This is a genomic window from Rathayibacter sp. AY1D9 (assembly GCF_002932395.1).
Taxonomy (GTDB): Bacteria; Actinomycetota; Actinomycetes; order Actinomycetales; family Microbacteriaceae; genus Rathayibacter.
Map to the genome: position 1 here is coordinate 15681 of NZ_PSVQ01000038.1, position 18543 is coordinate 34223.

The following is an 18543-nucleotide window of genomic DNA, read 5'->3' on the forward strand; positions in this document are numbered from 1 at the left end:
TCCGCCCGGCGGTGGGAGCTCGCCCGGGAATCAGGAGTGGTTCACGGGAAGCCAGATGCGCATCGACACGGGACCTCGGGATCCCCACGACCGGTACGGGGTGAGCGCCACGGTCAACGGCCGTCGGTGCGGGGTTCGAGGGATTCTGGAGAAGGGCCATTCGTGCTCGTCGCGTTCGGCGACGCTGCCGGCGAGCGTCACACGCCCCTCTCGTGCGATCGGGACCGCTCCGGCGTCCAGGGCGATGTCGTCGACGTGGGCGCCGGCGGGGAGGTCGACGGACTCGAGGCAGAGGATGTCCGGTCCGTGCTGGACGGCGACGGTGCCGCGGGTGGCATCGATCCTCTCGTCGGGCTGCACGAGGACGGGTTCGAAGGGGAGGTCGAGTTCGATCCGGTCGCCGACGCGGAAACGCCGTTCGAGGTGGAGCGTGCCGTGGAACGGTCCGGTCGGCGTCTCGGCAGCATCCCCGTCGGCGGAGACGACGACGACGTCCGCGTTCGTCGCCCAGGTCGGGATCCGCAGCGTCAGAGTCCACGGCTCGACGGGTGTGCGCGTGATGGTCACGGCGACTCGCCCCCGCTCCGGCAGGTCGCTGGAGACCTCCATCGAGACGTCTCCCTGGAGGAGAGCGGCGGAGATCGTGGCGGACGCGTACTGGTGCAGCTGCACACCCTTCGCATCGGTGGTGGCGAGGTAGCCGGACAGCGAGGCGAAGGTGCGGGCGAGGTTGTTGGGGCAGCAGGCGACGTCGAACCACGCCGCCCGCTGACTGGAGTCCGCGCGCTTGGACTGCTCCTCCGGGGAGGACGCGACGCCCGGCTCGCGCCGGTGGAGGGTGTTCGCGTAGAAGAAGGAGCGGCCGTCCTCGGACACGGCGGTGGCGATGATGTTGTGCAGAGTGCGTTCGATCAGGTCCGCGTAGCGCGGGCGGCCGGTGGCGAGCAGCAACCTCCACGAGAGCATGATCGAGCCCACGCCGGCGCAGGTCTCGCAGTACGCGCGGTCGTTGGGCAGCTCGAAGTCGGCGCCGAACGCCTCGTCCTGGTGATGCGAGCCCATTCCACCGGTGATGTAGGTCCGGCGTGCGACTGTGGCCTCCCACTGCCGCTCGACGATCGCGAGCAGCTCGGCGTCATCAGTGTCCACGGCGACGTCGACCACCGCGGACGTGAGGTAGAGGGCGCGCACCGCGTGTCCGCGGAGGACCTTGGCCTCGCGGATCGGGACGTCGTCCTGGAAGTAGGCGCGACCGAACTCGACGTCTTCCAGGCTCTGGTGACCGCGGCGGTCCAAGAACACGCGGGCTTGCTCGAGGTAGCGCTCCTCCCCCGTGGCGCGGGCGAACTCCGTGAGCGCGACCTCGATCTCCGGATGTCCGCAGACCGTCTGGCGGCCGTCCGCCCCGAACTCCGAGCAGATGTGGTCGGCGAGACGGCGCGCGGCCTGCGTGAACCCGTCCTCACCGTGGGTGCGCAGTCGCGCGACCGCGGCCTGGAGGAGGTGTCCGGCGTTGTACAGCTCATGGCCCCACTCGAGGTCGCTGTAACGTTCAGCCTGACCGTGCCGGCCGAAGCGGGTGCCAAGATAGCCGTCGCTCTCCTGCGCACTGACGATGCGGGCGGTGAGAGCGCGGATGATCGATTCGGTCTCCGGGTCCTCACGTCCGGCGGTGTGCCAGCAGAGCCCTTCGAGGGTCTTGTAGACCTCGGAGTCGGCGAACTCGCGTCCGCGACGGCCTTCGGCGAGTCCGCCCCCGACGGCGAGCTCGAAATTGCGCAGCCATCCGGCGCGCTCCAGCCAGCCGAGGTTGTGCTCGAAGGTGGCGGTCGCGTTGACGGCGACCCGACGTCCCCAGAACCCCTCCGGGTCCAGCTGGACCCGGTCGATGGCGAGGGGTGTCAGGGTCCCGGCGGCCGGGTCAACGGGCAGGGCTGGGGAGAAGGTCATGACGGGATCTTTCAAGAGTGGCGCGGGACGAGAGGAAGGACGACTGCTACTTGACGCTGCCGACGGCGAGGCCCTCACGCAGCAGCCGGAACGACAGCACGTAGACGGCCAGCAGCGGCAGCGAGGAGATGACCGCGAGAGCCATCAGCCCGGGCCAGTCGATCCCGTACCCCGACGTCTGCTGCGCGATGAGAGCGCTGATCGGGTAGTTGACCGGAGAGAGGAAGAGGTTGATCGCGAAGAGGAACTCGCCCCAGGCGACGAGGAAGATCAGCGAGCCGACCGTCGCCATGCCGTTTCGAACGATCGGGACGACGACGGCGAAGAAGGTGCGCAACCGACCGGCCCCGTCGATGGAGGCGGCCTCTTCGATGGCGTCGGGCACCGCGGCGAAGAACGGTCGCAGCAGCAGCACGGCCCACGGCAGCAACATCGCCGTATCGGCGAGGACGAGACCGGCGGTGGTGTCCAGAAGACCGAGCCTGCTGAAGATCGCGAACAGAGGGATGATGCTCGCCGTCTGCGGCACCATCTGCAGGAAGATCAGCAGCCCGAGGACGAGACCGGCGACGACGCCGTCGACGCGGCGCAGCGCGTAGGCGAACGGGACGCCGAGCGCGAGCACCAGTGCAGTGGTCCCGAGGGCGATCTGCGCCGACTGGGCGAGCGCCGTCGCGAGGGCGGGGTTCGCGAGCGCCTCCGCATAGGCGTCGAAGGAGGGCGCCGAGAGGATCGCTCCGCCGACCACGTCGCGCTGGCGCTTGAGGGAGGTGAGCACGATCCAGACAAGGGGCAGCCCGTACAGGACGTAGAGCACCACGCGTACGGTGAAGGCGACCGGCTCCCGGGTGCGGGACGGTCGCGCGACGCGGGTCGCAGCGCCGCCTCGCAGGCGGGTCAGGGGGGCGGTGAGGGTGCTCATCAGGACTCGCTCCTGGTCGATCGGACGTAGACGACGGCGAGGACCGCCACGATGGCGAGGGCGATGATGCCCGTCGCGGAACCAAGTCCGTAGTCGTGCTGGACGAAGGCCTGGGAGTAGCTGAGGTAGGGCAGCGTGGACGTCGCGTCTCCGGGGCCGCCGGCGGTCATCACGTAGATGAAGTCGAAGCTGCGGAAGGCGTAGACGACGGTCAGGATCGCCAGGATGACGGCGGTCGGCCGCGCCGCGGGGATGAGGATGCTCCGGATCTCCTGCCAGCGGCTCGCGCCGTCGACCGAGGCCGCCTCGAGGATCTCGGGGTCGATGCCCAGCAGAGCCGACCGGAAGACCAGCGCATTGAAGGGGATGACGGCCCAGGCGTTCACGATCGCGACCGAGAGCAGCGCGAACCTCGCGTCGTAGAGGAAGGGGACGCCCTCCGCCGAGAGGCCGGTCGCCCGCACGAGCGTGTTGACCAGACCCTGATCGGCGAGGAGGAACTTCCAGATGCTGCCGTTCACCACGGGCGGCATGGCCCAGATGAACACCATCATCCCCAGGAGGAAGGCACTGCCCAGCCGGGAGGAACGGAGGGCGATCGCCGCTCCGAGTCCTCCGACGACCCCGACGACCGTGACCAGGACCACGAAGGCCCCGGTGCGCAGCGTGGCGCCGCCGAGGTCGGAGCCCTGGAGCAGCGCGAGGAAGTTCTGCACTCCGACGAACGGCCAGTCCCCGTTGAGGGTTCCGGAGCTGACCTCGCTGACGCTCATCCTCATCAGCAGGTAGATGGGGTAGAGCGACAGCGCCGCGAGCAGCACTCCTCCCGGTGCGGCGAAGCCCAATCGGCCGCCGCCGACACCGGATCGTCTCCGGGTCGTGGTCGAGGTGCTGCTCACGGTCGTTCCGTTCTCTCGTCGGTCTCTGCTACTGCTGAAGCAGCGGCGTCAGGGTCGTCATCAGGTCGCCCGACAGCTGCTCGGGGGTCCCGCTACCGGCGACCGCCGCGCTCCAGGACTCACCGACGGTCTGCAGCACCTTCGCGACGTTCTCGGACGGGATCGCCGGGTCGGGCGAGGTGTGGCCGTCGTCCTGAAGGATCGCCGCGAACTGGGAAAGGATCGGATCGCTGCCGACCTTGTCGTCGGCAGCCGCGTCGGCGCGGGCGGGGATCGAGCCGAAGGCGTCGAGCAGCGTCAGCTGCCCCTGCTTCGAGAAGAACTCCTGCTCGAGGTACTCCTGCGCGAGCTCCTTGTTCTCGGAGAAGGCGCCCACGTTCTGCACCTCACCGCCGAGGTAGACGGAGCCGTCTTCACCGACGGGGATCGGCACGACCCCGTACTCGAACGCGGCGTCCTTCTCGGCCGAGGTGATCTGCCAGTTGCCGTTCACGGCGAAGGCCGTGTTCCCCGCGGCGAACTGCTGGAAGGGGACCGTCTGGTCCCACGTCGCCGCCTCCTTGGTCAGATAGCCCTTCTCGGTCCAGTCCTGCACCATCGCGAACGCGTCCTGCAGCGGCTGCCGCTCGGGTGCGGCGTAGTCCCACCCGGCACGCGAGAGCCACGGGAACGCCTGCCACTCTCCCTCGGAGTTCGCCTTGCCGGTCAGCGTGATGCCGTCCTTCCCGGCGGCCGTGGCCAACGCGAGATCCGCCTCGAGCTCCTCGAACGAGGTGGGAGCCTCGACACCCAGCTCGGTGAGGATGTCCTGGTTGTACCAGAGGCCGATCAGGTTCACGAAGCCCTGCACGCCCATGACGTCGTCACCGACCTTCTGCACGACGGCGTCAGGGAACTGGCCGGCGTCGGCGTACTGGTCCCACCACTCGTTCATCGGCTCGATGGCCTTCGCCTCGGTGAGGGTGAAGGTGTCGGCGGCGTTGTAGACGACCACATCGGGGCCGGTGCCCGTTCCCGCGGCCTGCACGAGCTTGTTCGTCAGCTGGTCGAACGGAACGTAGACGTTCTCGACTGCGACCCCCTCGTGCGTCGACTCGAAGTCCGACGCGAGCTCCTCGAGTCCGGCGGTCTGGCCGTCGACGGAGTAGTAATGCCAGACGGTCAGGGTGTCGCCGCCGTTCCCGGCCGAGGCGCCTCCTGCGGACGACGGCGTGCAACCGCTGAGGAGAAGGGCCGCAGTGGCGGCTGTGACCGCTGCGACAATGCTGATCCGGGTGCTGTGACGCCTCACGACGTGCCTCGCTTTCACTGTCTTCATTGACTCGGCCACCTGGTGCCAGGTATTTCATCGATGAAATCGAGGACCGCTGTCGGCGATAGTAGAGCCGCCGGGCGGCCTCCGTCAATATCCGCGATTCACCCGGTCATATCGCGGTGCGCTGGTCGAGGCGTGCATACTGTGCGCACCAGTTCATCGATGAAACGGAACGGCCATGACCTCGCACCCCGTCCACCGAGCGCACGGCATCGTGCACCCCGCCTTCACGGTCGGGACGATCGATTCGCGGCTCTTCGGATCGTTCGTGGAGCACCTGGGCCGAGGCGTCTACGGCGGCTTGCTCGATCCTTCGCACGAGAGCGCCGACGCCGACGGATTCCGCACCGACGTCCTCGCGCTCGTCGAGGAGCTCGGAGTCACGACCGTCCGCTACCCGGGCGGCAACTTCGTCTCGGCGTACGACTGGCGCGACGGCATCGGTCCGGTCGAGAATCGTCCCGTCCGGCTCGATCCGGCCTGGCACACCGTCGAGCCGAATCGCTTCGGGATCGACGAGTTCGTCCGCTGGTGCCGGGCGGCGCGCGTCGAGCCGATGATGGCGCTGAATCTCGGGACCGACGGAATCCGCTCGGCCCTGCACCTGCTGGAGTACGCGAACCACCCCGGCGGCACGACGCTCTCGGACGAGCGGCGCGCGAACGGCGCCGACGAGGCGCACGACATCCGGCTCTGGTGTATCGGCAATGAGATGGACGGGCCGTGGCAGATCGGCCATCTCAGCGCCGGCGAGTACGGGCGTCTCGCCGCCCGCACCGCCGCCGCCATGCGCGCACTCGACCCCGACCTCGAACTGATCGTCTGCGGCAGCTCGAACGACCGGATGGCCACCTTCGGAGCCTGGGAGCAGGAGGTGCTGCTGCACACGGTCGAGCACGTCGACTTCGTCTCGTGCCACCAGTACTTCCGCTACGACGGCGACCTCTCCGCGTTCCTCGCCTCCGGCGTCGCCATGGACCGCTTCATCACCGCCATCGCCGACACGATCGGACAGGTCCGAGCACAGAGGCGATCAGAGCGTCCGATCGCCATCTCCTTCGACGAGTGGAACGTGTGGGACTTCGTCGCACACGATGAACGAGTCGCCGGAGGGCTCGAATGGGAGGAGGCGCCCCGACTCCTCGAGGACCGCTACACGGCAGCGGACGCCGTCGTCGTGGGCGACATGCTCATCAGCATGATCAACAGAGCCGACATCGTCCGGGCAGCGAGCATGGCTCAGCTGGTGAACGTCATCGGTCCGATCATGACCGAGCCGGACGGCCCCGCCTGGCGGCAGAGCACCTTCTGGCCGTTCGCCCAGGCACGGCGCTCCGCCGGCGCCACCGCGCTCCGGACCGTCGTCGAGGCGGACAGCACGGGAGCGGGCGATGACTCCGCTCCCGTCCTCGCCTTCGCCGCAGCGGCGCACGCCGACGGCTCGCTCGACCTGATGATCGTCAACCGCGCGACCGACGGCGTCACGGACACCACGGTCGACCTCACGTCGTTCCCCACCCTCACGGTGACAGAGGCACTGATCCTCCGACACGAGGACCCCTTCGCGACGAACTCGGCGGAGCTCCCCGACACCGTCACTCCGCGGCCCCTCGCCGTAGCGCTGACCGACGGCGTCCTCTCGCTCCGGATCCCCGCCATCGCCTGGGTGACCGTGCGCCTCTCGCCGACCGTCGACCTGGGATGATCGGGGAACGCTCATGGGAGGGATGATGCCGATGCCGCGATCGCGAACCCGCCCGGTGACCATGGCCGATGTCGGCGCTGCTGCAGGCGTCACCGCTCGCACGGTCTCCAACGTGCTCAGCGGCAACGCCAACGTCAGACCCGAGACCCGCGATCTCGTCCTCAAGGCAGTCCGCGATCTCGGATACCAACTCAACGTCTCCGCGCGCGGACTGCGCACCGGCCAGACCGGGCTCATCACCCTCGCGATCCCGGATCTCGCGATCGAGTACTTCGGCCAGCTCGCGACGGTCATCATGTCGGAGGCCGAGCGGCACAGCTGGACCGTGATCATCCAGCAGACCGGAGCGCGCCGAGACGCCGAGATCGCCGTCCTCTCCGGCTCCAGCCGCCAGCTGTCGGACGGACTGATCTTCCAGCCCCACGCACTCGGCCCCGGAGACGAGAAAGTACTCGTCGGGGACCGCCCACTCGTTCTCCTGGGCGACAGGATCTTCGACGGCCCGGTCGATCACGTGACCATGGCGAACACAGCCGCCGCGGCCACCGCCACGCAGTACCTGATCGACCGCCAACACCGGCGCATCGCCGCGATCGGCAGCAACCCCGCCGGCGGATCCGTCAGCGCCGCAGCACTCCGCTTGGACGGATACCGCGGTGCCCTCGAGGCGAACGCGATCCCGTTCGACCCCGCCCTCGTCGCGGTCGCCACCGAGTGGCACCACGCCGACGGCGCCGTCGCGATGACGCAGCTGCTCGACTCCCGCGTCCCTCTGGACGCCGTCTTCTGCTTCAACGACACCCTGGCCTTCGGGGCACTGCACGCACTGCACGTTCGCGGCATCCGCGTACCGGAGGACATCGCCGTCGTCGGCTTCGACAACGTCACCGCCGCCGCCTACGCGATACCCGCCCTCACCACGATCGATCCCGGCAGCCGCCAGATCGCCAAGACGGCCGTCGACCTCCTCGCTCAGCGCATCCGGAACGGCCCTCCGGCGCACCCGAGCGAGATCGTCGTCGAGCACTCGCTCATCTCCCGCCGCAGCGCGTAGCACAAGCACATTCGTCAGCGACGAGCCGGTCCGCGCCCGAGAACACGTCTCCGAGCGCACACCGCTCGGCGTGCCCCGTCCACTGACCGACGCCCCACCGGCGCAGCGACCCGGCGCGAGGACTGGCCGGTGACGTCGCGAACGGATCCGTATGGAGAGCAGCACCTTCGCATGCATGTCGAGGTGGCTGGTCCGGTAGCCGTGAGCCTCCGATACGTCGCGCAGGCCGCGCCCGCTCACCCCGCGCCGGAACCGGCCCGGAAGTGAGCAGATTGCCAAGATCGATGCCCTTCGGGGAGGGGCTGGAACCGCTTTTACTAGATCTGAATATCGGTGTCGAACATTCCGACGGGCGGGGTCCTGTAAGGCAACGGTTCGCCCGGCAGGTTCTCGTCTGTCGCTCCCGTGAACGGTCCGTCTGTGGATAGCAGGGCGGCCATGTGTGGTTCGGCGTGGTTGATCCACCAGGCGCTGATCCCGAGTCCTGCGTCGAGGCGGGATGCTTCCCAGCTGCGCCAGAGCGCTTCGATGCGTTGCACGGCCTCATCGACGGTCCACCAGTCGGCGCGCCAGCGTCCGGTTCCCTGACCTTTGGCGGAGACGCGGCGGCGCTACGTGTAGCGCCAGTACTTCCGCAGCCACTCGTCCGCGGATCCGTAGACGAGGGTCGGGGCGGAGTCCTCTTCGAACGAGCGCTGCACGGCCGCTTCGGCGCGGGCCTGCATCAGCTCGACCCGCTCGGGCGTCAGTGCTCGTTCCAAGGCTTCCTTCGTCATCCCGGCGATGATCCCGGTGATGACGTCCGCGACCTCTCTCGCGGCGATCGCGTCGACGTCGAACGCGCCGAGCATCGATGCGGCCGCGGTGTCGCCCTCTCCGTCGACGGCGGCTGAGAGGCCCGCAGCCTCTTGCACGTCTCCGCCCGCGAGCGGATCGTCGTCAGTCACGCTGCGCCTCCGTCCGCGTCGCGTCCTCGTTCTCCATCAGAGCCCGCATCGAGGCGGCGAGGTCGATCGCCGGAGCCGGCTCGACGCTCGCAACACCGGCTCGGCGCTGGTCACGACCGGCTGCGCGGCCGTCGCTACGACAGGAGCCGGCTCGGCGCCGCGTACCGGCGCGGTCGCGGGGTCGTGGGCGGCGATGGAGGCTTTGATCGCTGCGACCTTCTCCTTCGTGCCCTCGTACCAGGGAACGGTGCGTAGCAGCGCGGCGCGGGAGCCAGTAGAGAGCATCACGGCGCGGCCGCGGGGCATCGCTCCGAGCTCGTCCACGGTCAGGATCCGTTCGCGCTTCAAGGCGGTCGAGGTCGAGCGGACGCCCTTGTTATAGCTGGCGGAGGTCGTTTCGCGGTCGTAGTCACCGACGAGCTCGGAGACGTTCTGCAGGAAGTCGTTCTCCTTGACGCTGCCGAGGTAGAGGAACGCGTTCGATGCGCTCCACAGCTTCAACATGCCCTCCTTGCCCCGTGCCGCTCATCCAGGCGTCGATCCTCCCGCCCGACGGCAGGCGCGCCTAGCCGCGAAGCCCGTGTCTCTGCGGGACGGAGGCGCCGTCGTCCCCGCGGCGGGACGGCGCTCGTCACTCCTGTGGTGGAAGCGCGCCCGTCACTCCTGCGCGCCCGTCACTCCTGCTCAGCCGCCGCGAGGGCGCGGTCGAGCCAGTCCGCGAGCAGCAGGCGCTCCGCGGGCGTGAGACCAACGAGCTCCGGTGCGAGGGCCCGGACGCCGACGAGGGCGGTGAGCCGCCCGCCGTCGCCGGGGGAGGGCGGGTCGGCGAGGATCCCCGCGAGCACGCTGTCGAGCGCGGCGTCGGCGAGACCGGGGTCGCGGTCGGCGGCGGGGGTGGAGAGCAGGGTGGTGACCACGCCGGTGCCCGCCGCCTGGATGAGGCCGACGGCGCGCTCCTCCGGCACGCGGAGGCGGCCCTCGGCGGCCACTCGCTGCACGCGCGCGGCGAGGACCCGCCGCCCGGAGAGGGCGGCCGGCGATCCGGAGGCGCGGCCCGGATCGCTGAGGAGGCGGAAGAGCGCGGGGTTGGCGAGGCCGAACTCCACCTGCGCGGCCCAGCCCGAGCGCAGGTCCTCGACCGGGTCGACGCCCCCGGCGACGGCCGCTTCGACCGTCCGCGCCTTGGAGTCGACCCAGGTGGCCAGCACGTGCTCCGCGACCGCCTCGAGCAGGCCGTCCTTGTCGCCGAAGAGGCGGTAGATCGCCGGGGCCTGCAGCCCGGCCGCCTGGGCGACCGCTCGCGTGGTGACGGCGGCGGGGCCCTCGTCGCGGAGGAGGCCGGCGGCCGCCTCGACGATGCGCAGGCGCGTGTCGGTCGGAGGAGTGGGGCTGGTCACGTATCGACGGTAGCGCACGGTTGCTATCAAGGGAATTCCGTGGTTATCTTCCTCGTGGTATCGCTGATACCCCTCATCGGAAGGCTCTCCCCATGATCATCGTGACCGGTGCCACCGGCGCTCTGAACGGCGCCACCGTCGACCACCTCCTCGACTCCGTCCCCGCCTCCGGGATCGCCGTCGTCGCCCGCGACGCCTCGAAGGCCGCCCGCTTCGCGGAGCGCGGAGTGGAGGTGCGCGTCGGCGACTACGCCGACCCCGCCTCCCTCCCGGGCGCCTTCGACGGAGCGGATCAACTGCTCCTCGTCTCCTCGAGCGATCCGCGGGCCGACGCCGTCGCCCTGCACGGCACCGCCGTCGAGGCGGCCGTCGCGGCCGGAGTCGGACGGGTCCTCTACACGAGCCACCAGGGCGCCGCCGCCGACACCCCCTTCGGCCCGGGCCGGGACCACGCGGCGACCGAGCGCCTGCTCGCCGAGTCCGGACTCGCCTGGACGTCGCTCCGCAACGGCTTCTACGCGCACAGCCTGGGTCTGTTCCTCGGACCGTGGCGGGAGACCGGCGTGATCGAGGTCCCCTCGGACGGTCGCGTCTCGTGGACGGCCCGCGAGGACGAGTCGGAGGCGGCCGCCCGGCTTCTCCTCTCGGGGAGCCCGCAGGACGGGCCGATCATGCTGACCGCGACGGAGGCTCCGACGTTCGAGGAGATCGCCGGGATCGCGGCCGAGGTCGGCGGGCGGCCCGTCGAGCTGCGCGTCCTCGGCGACGACGAGTGGGTCGCCGCGCGCGTCGCGGCGGGTCAGTCCGAGTTCCTCGTGCGCTTCACCCTCGGGATGCACCGGGCGGCCGAGCGCGGCTTCTTCGCGGGCACCGGCCCCGAGCTCGGGCGCCTCCTCGGACGCGAGCCGCGCAGCGTCCGCGACCTGCTCGAAGCCGGACCGGCAGCCGTCACCGGATGACGCCGGGCGGGCCGTCCCGGGTCCGCCCGCGCGCCGCAGCACCGCGCCGTCCGTCGAAGCGTCGCCGAGGGAGCGGCGTCTCGGCGTCAGGGCGGTTTCCCGGCTCCCCCCGCACGACGACGGGAGCCCGCCGCACCGGTGAGGTGCGACGGGCTCCCGGGGAGTGCCGTGCGTCAGCCGCAGCTGCGCGCGCTGTACGGCGCGGTGGCCGTGGCCGTGACGGTCTTGCCGCCGACCGTGGCCGTGCCGGTGACCGTCGCCTCGCCCGCGGCGAGCTGCGTCGAGCGCACCGTGAACGCGGCGGAGCCGGAGGCGCCCGGCTTCACGCCGGCGATCGTCTTCACGCCCTCCGGGGTGCTGATCGAGACGTCCATCGGCACCGTGTCTCCGTTCTTGCCGACGACCGTCAGCACGACCTTGCCGGCGACGCAGCGCGACGTGGCGGTCGCGCTCACCTTCAGCGAGGACTGCACGGTGACCGTGACCTGCACAGGCATGCGCGACGCGTCCTGCGCGACGCCCGAGACCGTGAAGGTCCCGGCCGTGGCGTAGGCGGCGGGCGCGACGGCGTCCCAGGCCACGTCGACCGTGCTGGTGGTGCCGGCGGCGGTCGTGATCGTGGCGCGGGGCAGGACCGGCGCGGTGCCGACCGTGGTCGTCGCGGTCAGCGGAGCGACCGAGGCGACGGCCAGGCCGGGGGCGTAGCCCTCGAGCACCTTCTGGTACTCGGAGCGCGTCGCCGGGATGACCGTGCCGTGGCGCGGCTTGCCGCCGTCGGCGTTCTGCGGCAGGCCCGTGCGGAGCTTCGCTCCGAGCGGCTGCCAGGAGTCGCCGTTCGCGAGGTCGTCGGTGCCGAACGGGATGTAGTGGTTCGGCCCGTCGTGGTAGTTCGGCTGGTCGATGAAGAGGAACCAGTCGAGGCCGTTCACGTCGCCCTCGTTGGCGGGGAAGACGTTGGGGCCCTCACCGCTGGTGAAGGTCTTGCCGGGCTCGCCGTTGGGCAGGCCCGAGGCCACCTTCTCCTTGACCAGCGACCACTCGTCCGCCGGTCCGCCGGTGCCGGGCAGCGAGCCCGAGACGGTGGCCAGCAGGTCGGTGCTCTTCTCCTCGCGGAGGGTCATCGACGCCTCGTCCTTGGTGAAGCGGTAGTAGGTGTCGCCGTCCTTCGCGACCGTCGAGTCGATGGTGCCCTTGCCGGCGCCGCGCTTGACGTCGATCCACGGCTTCGCCTCCGAGAAGGAGGTGAAGTCCTCGGTCGTCGCGTACATCATCTGGTTGTAGGTGACGGAGGCGCGATCGGCCGTGTTCGTGGTCGGGTACATGTTCGAGGCCCAGAAGACGACGTAGGTCTGGAGCTCGTCATCCCAGTACGCCTCGGGGGCCCAGGTGTTGCCGGCGAAGTCGGTGGAGACCTTGACGTGGCGCTGGGCGGACCAGTTCACCAGGTCGGTCGACTCCCAGACCTCGATGTACTTCGAGCCCGACTTCTGCGCGGTGTCGAAGCCGCCGGGGAGCCCGTCGATCTTCAGGTCGGTGGCGAGCATGAAGAACTTGTCGCCCTCGTGCGAGCGGATGATGAACGGGTCGCGCAGGCCCATCGTCCCCAGGTTCGAGGTGAAGACCGGCTTGCCGCCGTTCAGCGTGTTCCAGCTCAGCGCGTCGTTGCCCTTCGAGGCGGCGAGGCTGATGCGCTCGGCGCCGTCGCCCTCTCCGGTGAAGAACGCCCAGACGTACGCCTCGGTGTCGTCGGTGCCGGCGGGGAGCGGCTGCACCCGGAGGGTGAAGTCGCGGGTCCGGGTGGTGGATCCGCTGGTCGCGGTCGCGCGGACGACCACGTCGATCGCGGGGCTCCCGGTCGCGGGGCGGTCGACGTCGATGGTGCGGGTGCCGGCGGCGCTGCCGTCGCGGACGGTCGCCCCGCTCGGGCTGACGACGCTCCAGGCGATGCTCGAGCCGAGCGTGCCGGTGGTGGGCACCGAGACGTTCGTCCGGATGTCGCCGACGTTCGGGATGGCGATCGCGGCGAGGTCGCGCTGGACCTTCGTCGCGTCGTCCAGCTGCGCGGCGACGCGCACCGTGTAGTCGACCGAGCGGGTCTCGGTGCCGACCCTGTAGGTGGCGGTGAGGGTGGCGGTGGCGTCCGGCTGTCCCGCGGCGGGGCGCGTGACGGTCGCGGTGCCGCCGGTGATGGCCACGGCCGCGCTGTTCGACGTCCAGGTGATGCCGACGCCGCTGGCGGTGGTGGGCACCGTGAAGCCGGCGGTCGCCTCCGTGGGCACCGTGACCGACGCGACGGCGCGGTCGAGGGCCTGCGAGGAGTAGAGCGCCTGCACGGAGCTGCTGCTGAGGGCGCTGTCGTAGACGGCGAAGTCGTCCATCTCGCCGTTCCAGCCCGGGTCGTTGTAGGTCGAGCGCGCGATGTACGCGACGAGCGACGGGCCGAACGAGGAGACGTCGCGGGCGATCGTGCTCTGCGAGATCTGCGCGCCGTTGACGTACACGGTGAGCTTGCCGGTCGAGCCGTCGATGACGGTCGTGTAGAGCGAGAGGCCCGAGGGGGTGCGCGCGCCGACGGTCGGGGTGCCCGTCGCTCCGGCGCCGACCTCGGTGTTGTAGGGAGCGCCCGCGTTGACCGAGTTGGTGACGACCGACTTGGTGTAGCCGGAGAGGTTGCTCGGGTTGAGCAGCCAGTAGCCGGAGGAGAACGAGGCGCCGGAGGCGACGGGCGCTCCGACGAACGCGGCGGCGACGTTGCCCGTGCCGCCCTTGTGGGCGAGCCAGGTGGAGAAGGTCAGGTCCTTCTTGCCGACGAGGCCGGCGGTGGGGATCTCGAGGTAGGGGGCGGCCGCGGCGGATCCGCCGGGGAGGCTGATGAGCCCGTTGCGGAACTGGGCTCCGGAGCCGCGCAGCGTCGCGCTGTAGCCGTTGCCGCTGGTGTCGGCGACCGTGGTGCCGGTGGGGGCGGTGTCGAACGTGTAGTGGAGGAGCGGGGTCTCGGTGGCTCCGAAGGCGGAGCTGGGGACCGTGGCGCCGAGCAGCGCCGTGGCGGCGACGGTCGCGACCGCCAGAGCGGTCCTCACCGCCGATCGTGATCGTCTCATGCAGATAGGCCCTCGTGATCGGATGCGGCGTCGAGGCACGATCCGCAGGGCCGCGGAGGTGTGCGTCTTCGCACGGTATGTGAACGTGAACATCCTAAATCGCGGTGCCGGATCCTGACCAGTCCCCGGGAGAGGTCTGCGGGCTCCTGCAGAACGCACGCCGAGAGCGCGGTCCCTCGCCCGCCGACGCAGAGGCCCTCCTCTCCGCCGACGTTCTGCCGGAGCCGGCCGGGTGGCACGATGTCCGCATGGCCTCCGACCGCCCCGTCCTGCTCGTCGTCGACGTCGCCGACGGCGGCCGCGAGGATCCCGAGTTCGAGATCGAGCTGCAGCTGCTGACCGCGAGCGTCGTCTCGGCCGCCACCGCCGCGGGCTTCGTGGTCGACCGCGTCCCTGCCGAGCAGGCCGGCGCCGCCGAGCTCGAGCGTCGGCTCGCCGCCGCCGACGCCGTCGTGGTCACCGGAGGGGAGGATGTCGACCCGTCCCTCTACGGCGGCCGGCCCGACGACCCGCACCGAGGCCAGTCCTTCCCCGCGGCCGACCGCGCGCAGATCGCGCTCGTCCGCCGTGCCGTCGAGACGCGGACCCCGCTGGTCGGGATCTGCCGCGGGATGCAGCTGGTCAACGTCGCCCTCGGCGGCGACCTCGTGCAGCACCTGCCCGGCGCCGGCCACGTGGGCCGGTCGGTCCCCGGTGAGCACCTGTCGGGGATGGTCGACCACCGCGTGGCGCTCGAGCCGGGCAGCGCCCTCGCTCGCATCCTCGGCGCCGCCGAGCTCGACGTCCGCAGCTCCCACCACCAGGCCGTCGACCGTCCCGGCGAGGGCCTCGTCGTGGTCGGCCGCGCCGACGACGGCACCGTCGAGGCCCTTGAGCACGAGTCCGCGCCGCTCTGGTGCGTGCAGTGGCACCCGGAGGACGCGGGCTCGCGAGGCACCGTGCTCACGGACCTGCTCGAGGCGGCGCTCGCCGCGACCGCTACTTGATCGACCCGCGCATCACTCCGCTGACCACCCAGCGCTGCGCGAAGAGGTACACGATCAGCAGCGGCGCCATCGCCATCAGGTAGGACGCGAAGGCGACGGTGTAGTTCGTGTTGAACTGCCCCTGGAAGACGTACTCGGCCAGCGGCAGGGTGCGGGCGGACGGGTCCGAGAGCACCACGAGCGGCAGGATGAAGTCGTTCCACGCCCACACGCAGGTCAGGATCCCGACGGTCGCGTTCATCGGGCCGAGCAGCGGGAAGATCACCTGCCAGTAGGTCCGCCAGGTCGAGGCGCCGTCGGTGCGCGCCGCCTCCTCGAGCTCGATGGGGATCGAGCGGATGAAGGCGGTGTAGATGAACGTGTTGATCGAGAGCCCGAACACGGCGTAGAGCAGGATCAGCCCGGCCTGGTTGTCCAGGCCCAGCAGGGCCGTCTCCTTCACCACCGGCAGCATGATGATCGGGAACGGCACGAAGACCGCGGCGAGCAGGTAGAAGTAGACGCCCTTGAAGAACGGCCTGTGCATGTTCCGGGCGACCGCGTAGGCGACCATCGAGTTCGAGAACAGCGTCAGCACGACGGCTCCGACCGTGATCAGCGCGGTGTTCACGAAGGCCTGCGGGAAGCGGGTCGCCGTCCACGCCTCGGCGAAGTTGCCCCACGAGATCGAGGTCGGCAGCTCGAACCCGGTGCCGCCGAGCTGGTCGGGCGTCTTCAGCGCGGTCACGACGGCGAAGTAGAGCGGCAGGAGGATCGTCAGCGAGCAGACCGCGATGAGCGCGGTCGCCCACCAGTTGATCCGGTAGGTGTCGCGGGAGGGCCGGCGCCGCCCCTCGGGCTCGCCGAGGGCGATGGCGGTCGTGGGGGTGATGGTCGATGTCATCAGAACGACGCCTCTCTGCGGCTGAGGACTCGGAACTGGATCAGCGAGACCACGATGATGATGAGGAAGTAGAGGACGGCGTTGGCCGTCTGATAGGCGTACTCGCCGCCCTGGAAGCCGCCGCGGTAGATCAGCAGCGTGATCGACTCCGTCGAGGTGCCGGGACCGCCGTTGGTGAGGGCGATGATGTGGTCGAACACCTGGAGGAAGTTCTTCATCGAGATGACCATGTTGATCGTGAAGAAGGAGGCGATCAGCGGGAACGTGATCGAGGTGAACTGCCGCCACCTCCCCGCTCCGTCGAGCGAGGTCGCCTCGTAGAGCTCGCCTGGGATGGTCTGGAGTCCGGCGAGGTAGATGATGATCGAGAAGGCCGAGGCCTGCCAGACCGCCAGCACCACGATCGCCACCCACGCCCAGTCGGCGTTCGCGAGGATGTTCTCGCCGATCACCGGGATCGCGCCGAGGATCTGCGGCAGCGAGTTCGCGAAGAGGTACTGGAACACGTAGCCGATGACCAGGGTCGAGAGCACGTAGGGGATGAAGTAGATCCCGCGGAACGCCGTCTGGAACTTGATCCGCGCGTTGAGGGCGACGGCGATGGTGAGCGAGATCACGTTCACGAGCACGGTCGCCACGATCGCGAAGCCGAAGGTGAACCCGTAGGCCTTCCAGACGCGGTCGTCCTGGAGGAGCGCGAGGTAGTTCGAGGCGCCGATCAGGTCCCAGGAGCCGTAGCCCGCGTAGTCCGTGAAGCTGAAGAAGATTCCGGTGAGGACCGGGACCGTGTGGAGCACGAAGAAGAGCAGGACGGCGGGGACCGTCATCCAGTAGAAGGTCTTCGAGGTGCGCCCGATGGTGCGCTTGCGGCGCGCGGGCGGCGGAGGAGTGGTCGCCACCGCCTGCGCGGCGGCCGTCGTGGTCGTGGTCATGGGGTCACTTCCTGGTCGCGCGTGCCGCGACTTTGCGCCACTCACTGTCGAGGGTCCGGAGCGCCGCGTCGGCGTCCCCGCTGGCGAGGAACGCCTGGAGCGTGGGGTTGAGCGGGATGCTCGCGGGGATCTGGTGGTCGACGAAGCCGATCAGCCGTCCCTGCTCGAAGTAGGGCTGCAGCTCGGCCAGCGTGGGGTCCGAGTTGGGTGCGGCGCCGACCAGCGGCGAGAAGGCGGCCTGGCTCGCGACGTACGGCTCGACGACTCCGGGGGTCAGCAGGAAGTCGACGAAGCGGCGGGCCGCGTCGAGCTTCGGAGTGCCGCGGCCGATGGCGACGGCCACGTCGACGCCCGAGGTGACCCGCGTGTCCGCGGGGTCGTCGAGCACCGGGTAGGGGAAGACGCCGAGATCGATGTCGGGGTTGTTCGTGCGCACCGGGTTGATCGCCCAGATGCCCTGCGGGTACATGGCCGCCTCGCCCGCGGCGAAGGCCTGGTTGCCGTCGTCGTAGCCGCGGCCGAACGAGCCCTCCTGCGTGTACGAGAAGAGCTGCCCGAGCCGCTCCATCGTCGTCGCGTAGTCCTTCGAGAACGAGACGGGGGAGTCGGGGCCGAGCGCCGCTCCCTCCTCGCGCATCGCGTCGAAGAAGCCGTCCGGCTGCAGCTGCCCGCCGAGCGCGTTGAAGGCGGGGGCGCCGGTCCAGTTGTCGAGCAGGGCGCCGTAGAAGGGAGTGATCCCGGCGGCGGTGAGCGTCTCGCAGACGGCGATCAGCTCGTCCCAGGTGGTCGGCACCTCGATCCCGTTCTCGGCGAAGATCGTGCGGTTGTAGAGGATCCCGTCCGCGTTGTTCGCGAAGGCGAGCGCGTTCACCTCCTTCCCCTCGAAGCTGCCGAGGGCGGCGAGGATGTCGAGGGCCGCCGGGTTCACCCGCTCGACCAGCTCGTCGCCGGTGAAGTCGTGGAACACGCCGGCCTTCGCGAGGTCGGCGTAGTAGCCGCTGCCGTTCAGGGTCAGCACGTCCGGCACCTTGTCCTTGACGAGCAGAGTGCGGATGGCCGTGTCGGGGTCGGGCACGTTGTTGGCGATGACCCGGATGTCCGGGTTGGCCGCCTCGAACTCGCGGATGATCCGCGCGAAGTCCTCCACCGCCTCCGCCTTGAACTGGAAGAAGTCGAGCGTGGTCACTCCGTCGCCGGCGCCGGGGGAGGCGCAGGAGGCGAGGGCCGCGGCGGACGCCGCGGCGAGCGGCACCGAGAGGAACAGCCGCCGGGAGAACCCGGGGGGATGCGGATGAGCGGACATGCGGCGCCTCCTTGCGCGTGGGGACAGGTCTCAGGGCGCGCTCGACCGCGGAGGGCGGTGCGAGAGCAGGTGCGGCGGCGGGGGAGCGGGTCGGCTTCGGCTGGGAGCGCGGGCTCGTGCACGGCGTCCACCTCGGCTGGAGCGGCGACAGCTCGCTCCGCGCCGAGCGCACCGTCGAGGGCGTCTCGCT

The 18543-nt window shown here is 70.2% G+C and carries 15 protein-coding genes and 1 pseudogene; 4 read left to right on the forward strand and 12 right to left on the reverse strand.

Annotated features, from left to right (window positions below):
* Window positions 1-30 precede the first annotated feature (30 nt).
* The 4 genes from C5C50_RS13855 to C5C50_RS13870 are packed head-to-tail and all read right to left on the reverse strand — an operon-like array spanning window position 31 to window position 5062.
* Complete coding sequence (locus tag C5C50_RS13855) at window positions 31-1950, reverse strand: glycoside hydrolase family 127 protein (RefSeq protein ID WP_104225865.1); 1920 nt, start codon at window positions 1948-1950, stop codon at window positions 31-33.
* A gap of 46 nt (window positions 1951-1996) precedes the next feature.
* On the reverse strand, window positions 1997-2872 hold the full coding sequence (locus C5C50_RS13860) for a carbohydrate ABC transporter permease (protein WP_104273702.1): 876 nt from the start codon (window positions 2870-2872) through the stop codon (window positions 1997-1999).
* Entirely contained in the window at window positions 2872-3771 is a 900-nt protein-coding gene (locus C5C50_RS13865; RefSeq protein ID WP_104247247.1) for a carbohydrate ABC transporter permease, read from the reverse strand. The genes C5C50_RS13860 and C5C50_RS13865 overlap by 1 nt, the downstream gene beginning before the upstream one ends.
* A gap of 28 nt (window positions 3772-3799) precedes the next feature.
* Entirely contained in the window at window positions 3800-5062 is a 1263-nt protein-coding gene (locus C5C50_RS13870; RefSeq protein WP_181133940.1) for an extracellular solute-binding protein, read from the reverse strand.
* A gap of 202 nt (window positions 5063-5264) precedes the next feature.
* Between C5C50_RS13870 and C5C50_RS13875 the strand changes: the two genes are divergently transcribed.
* Window positions 5265-6791, forward strand: coding sequence for an alpha-N-arabinofuranosidase (locus C5C50_RS13875; RefSeq protein WP_104260521.1), 1527 nt, complete (start codon window positions 5265-5267; stop codon window positions 6789-6791).
* Between the two features lie 31 nt (window positions 6792-6822).
* Window positions 6823-7845: a LacI family DNA-binding transcriptional regulator gene (locus C5C50_RS13880; protein ID WP_104257515.1), complete on the forward strand. Its 1023-nt coding sequence runs from the start codon at window positions 6823-6825 to the stop codon at window positions 7843-7845.
* Window positions 7846-8162: 317 nt separating this feature from the next.
* On the opposite strand, the pseudogene C5C50_RS13885 reads toward C5C50_RS13880, so the two are convergent.
* The 4 genes and pseudogenes from C5C50_RS13885 to C5C50_RS13900 form a co-directional block, all read right to left on the reverse strand.
* Window positions 8163-8432 (reverse strand): annotated as a pseudogene (locus C5C50_RS13885) (DUF4913 domain-containing protein); the annotation flags it as partial.
* Window positions 8433-8456: 24 nt separating this feature from the next.
* Window positions 8457-8792 carry a hypothetical protein gene (locus C5C50_RS13890; protein ID WP_104273704.1) on the reverse strand — a complete coding sequence of 112 codons (336 nt, stop codon included), beginning with the start codon at window positions 8790-8792 and terminating at the stop codon, window positions 8457-8459.
* A 36-nt stretch (window positions 8793-8828) separates the two neighbouring features.
* Entirely contained in the window at window positions 8829-9296 is a 468-nt protein-coding gene (locus C5C50_RS13895; protein WP_104273705.1) for a TraM recognition domain-containing protein, read from the reverse strand.
* 170 nt (window positions 9297-9466) lie between these two features.
* Window positions 9467-10189 (reverse strand): TetR/AcrR family transcriptional regulator, encoded by a 723-nt coding sequence (locus C5C50_RS13900; protein ID WP_104273706.1) that lies wholly within the window; start codon window positions 10187-10189, stop codon window positions 9467-9469.
* 92 nt (window positions 10190-10281) lie between these two features.
* Here C5C50_RS13900 and C5C50_RS13905 point away from each other — a divergent pair, with 92 nt between their 5' ends.
* Entirely contained in the window at window positions 10282-11148 is an 867-nt protein-coding gene (locus tag C5C50_RS13905) for an NAD(P)H-binding protein (protein ID WP_104273707.1), read from the forward strand.
* A 173-nt stretch (window positions 11149-11321) separates the two neighbouring features.
* Here the strand turns inward: C5C50_RS13905 and C5C50_RS13910 are convergent, their stop codons facing one another.
* Window positions 11322-14228, reverse strand: coding sequence for an immunoglobulin-like domain-containing protein (locus tag C5C50_RS13910; RefSeq protein WP_181133942.1), 2907 nt, complete (start codon window positions 14226-14228; stop codon window positions 11322-11324).
* 269 nt (window positions 14229-14497) lie between these two features.
* Here C5C50_RS13910 and C5C50_RS13915 point away from each other — a divergent pair, with 269 nt between their 5' ends.
* Window positions 14498-15235: a gamma-glutamyl-gamma-aminobutyrate hydrolase family protein gene (locus C5C50_RS13915; protein ID WP_104255231.1), complete on the forward strand. Its 738-nt coding sequence runs from the start codon at window positions 14498-14500 to the stop codon at window positions 15233-15235.
* Here C5C50_RS13915 and C5C50_RS13920 read toward each other — a convergent pair.
* Genes C5C50_RS13920 through C5C50_RS13930 form a run of 3 tightly spaced genes read right to left on the reverse strand, consistent with a single transcriptional unit; the run spans window position 15228 to window position 18353 of the window.
* Window positions 15228-16118 (reverse strand): carbohydrate ABC transporter permease, encoded by an 891-nt coding sequence (locus C5C50_RS13920; RefSeq protein WP_347877594.1) that lies wholly within the window; start codon window positions 16116-16118, stop codon window positions 15228-15230. The genes C5C50_RS13915 and C5C50_RS13920 overlap by 8 nt on opposite strands.
* Window positions 16118-17050, reverse strand: a complete 933-nt coding sequence (locus C5C50_RS13925; RefSeq protein ID WP_104273709.1) for a carbohydrate ABC transporter permease — start codon at window positions 17048-17050, stop codon at window positions 16118-16120. Before C5C50_RS13925 ends, C5C50_RS13920 begins: the two co-directional genes overlap by 1 nt.
* 4 nt (window positions 17051-17054) lie before the next feature.
* Window positions 17055-18353, reverse strand: coding sequence for an ABC transporter substrate-binding protein (locus C5C50_RS13930; RefSeq protein ID WP_104273710.1), 1299 nt, complete (start codon window positions 18351-18353; stop codon window positions 17055-17057).
* Window positions 18354-18543 lie beyond the last annotated feature (190 nt).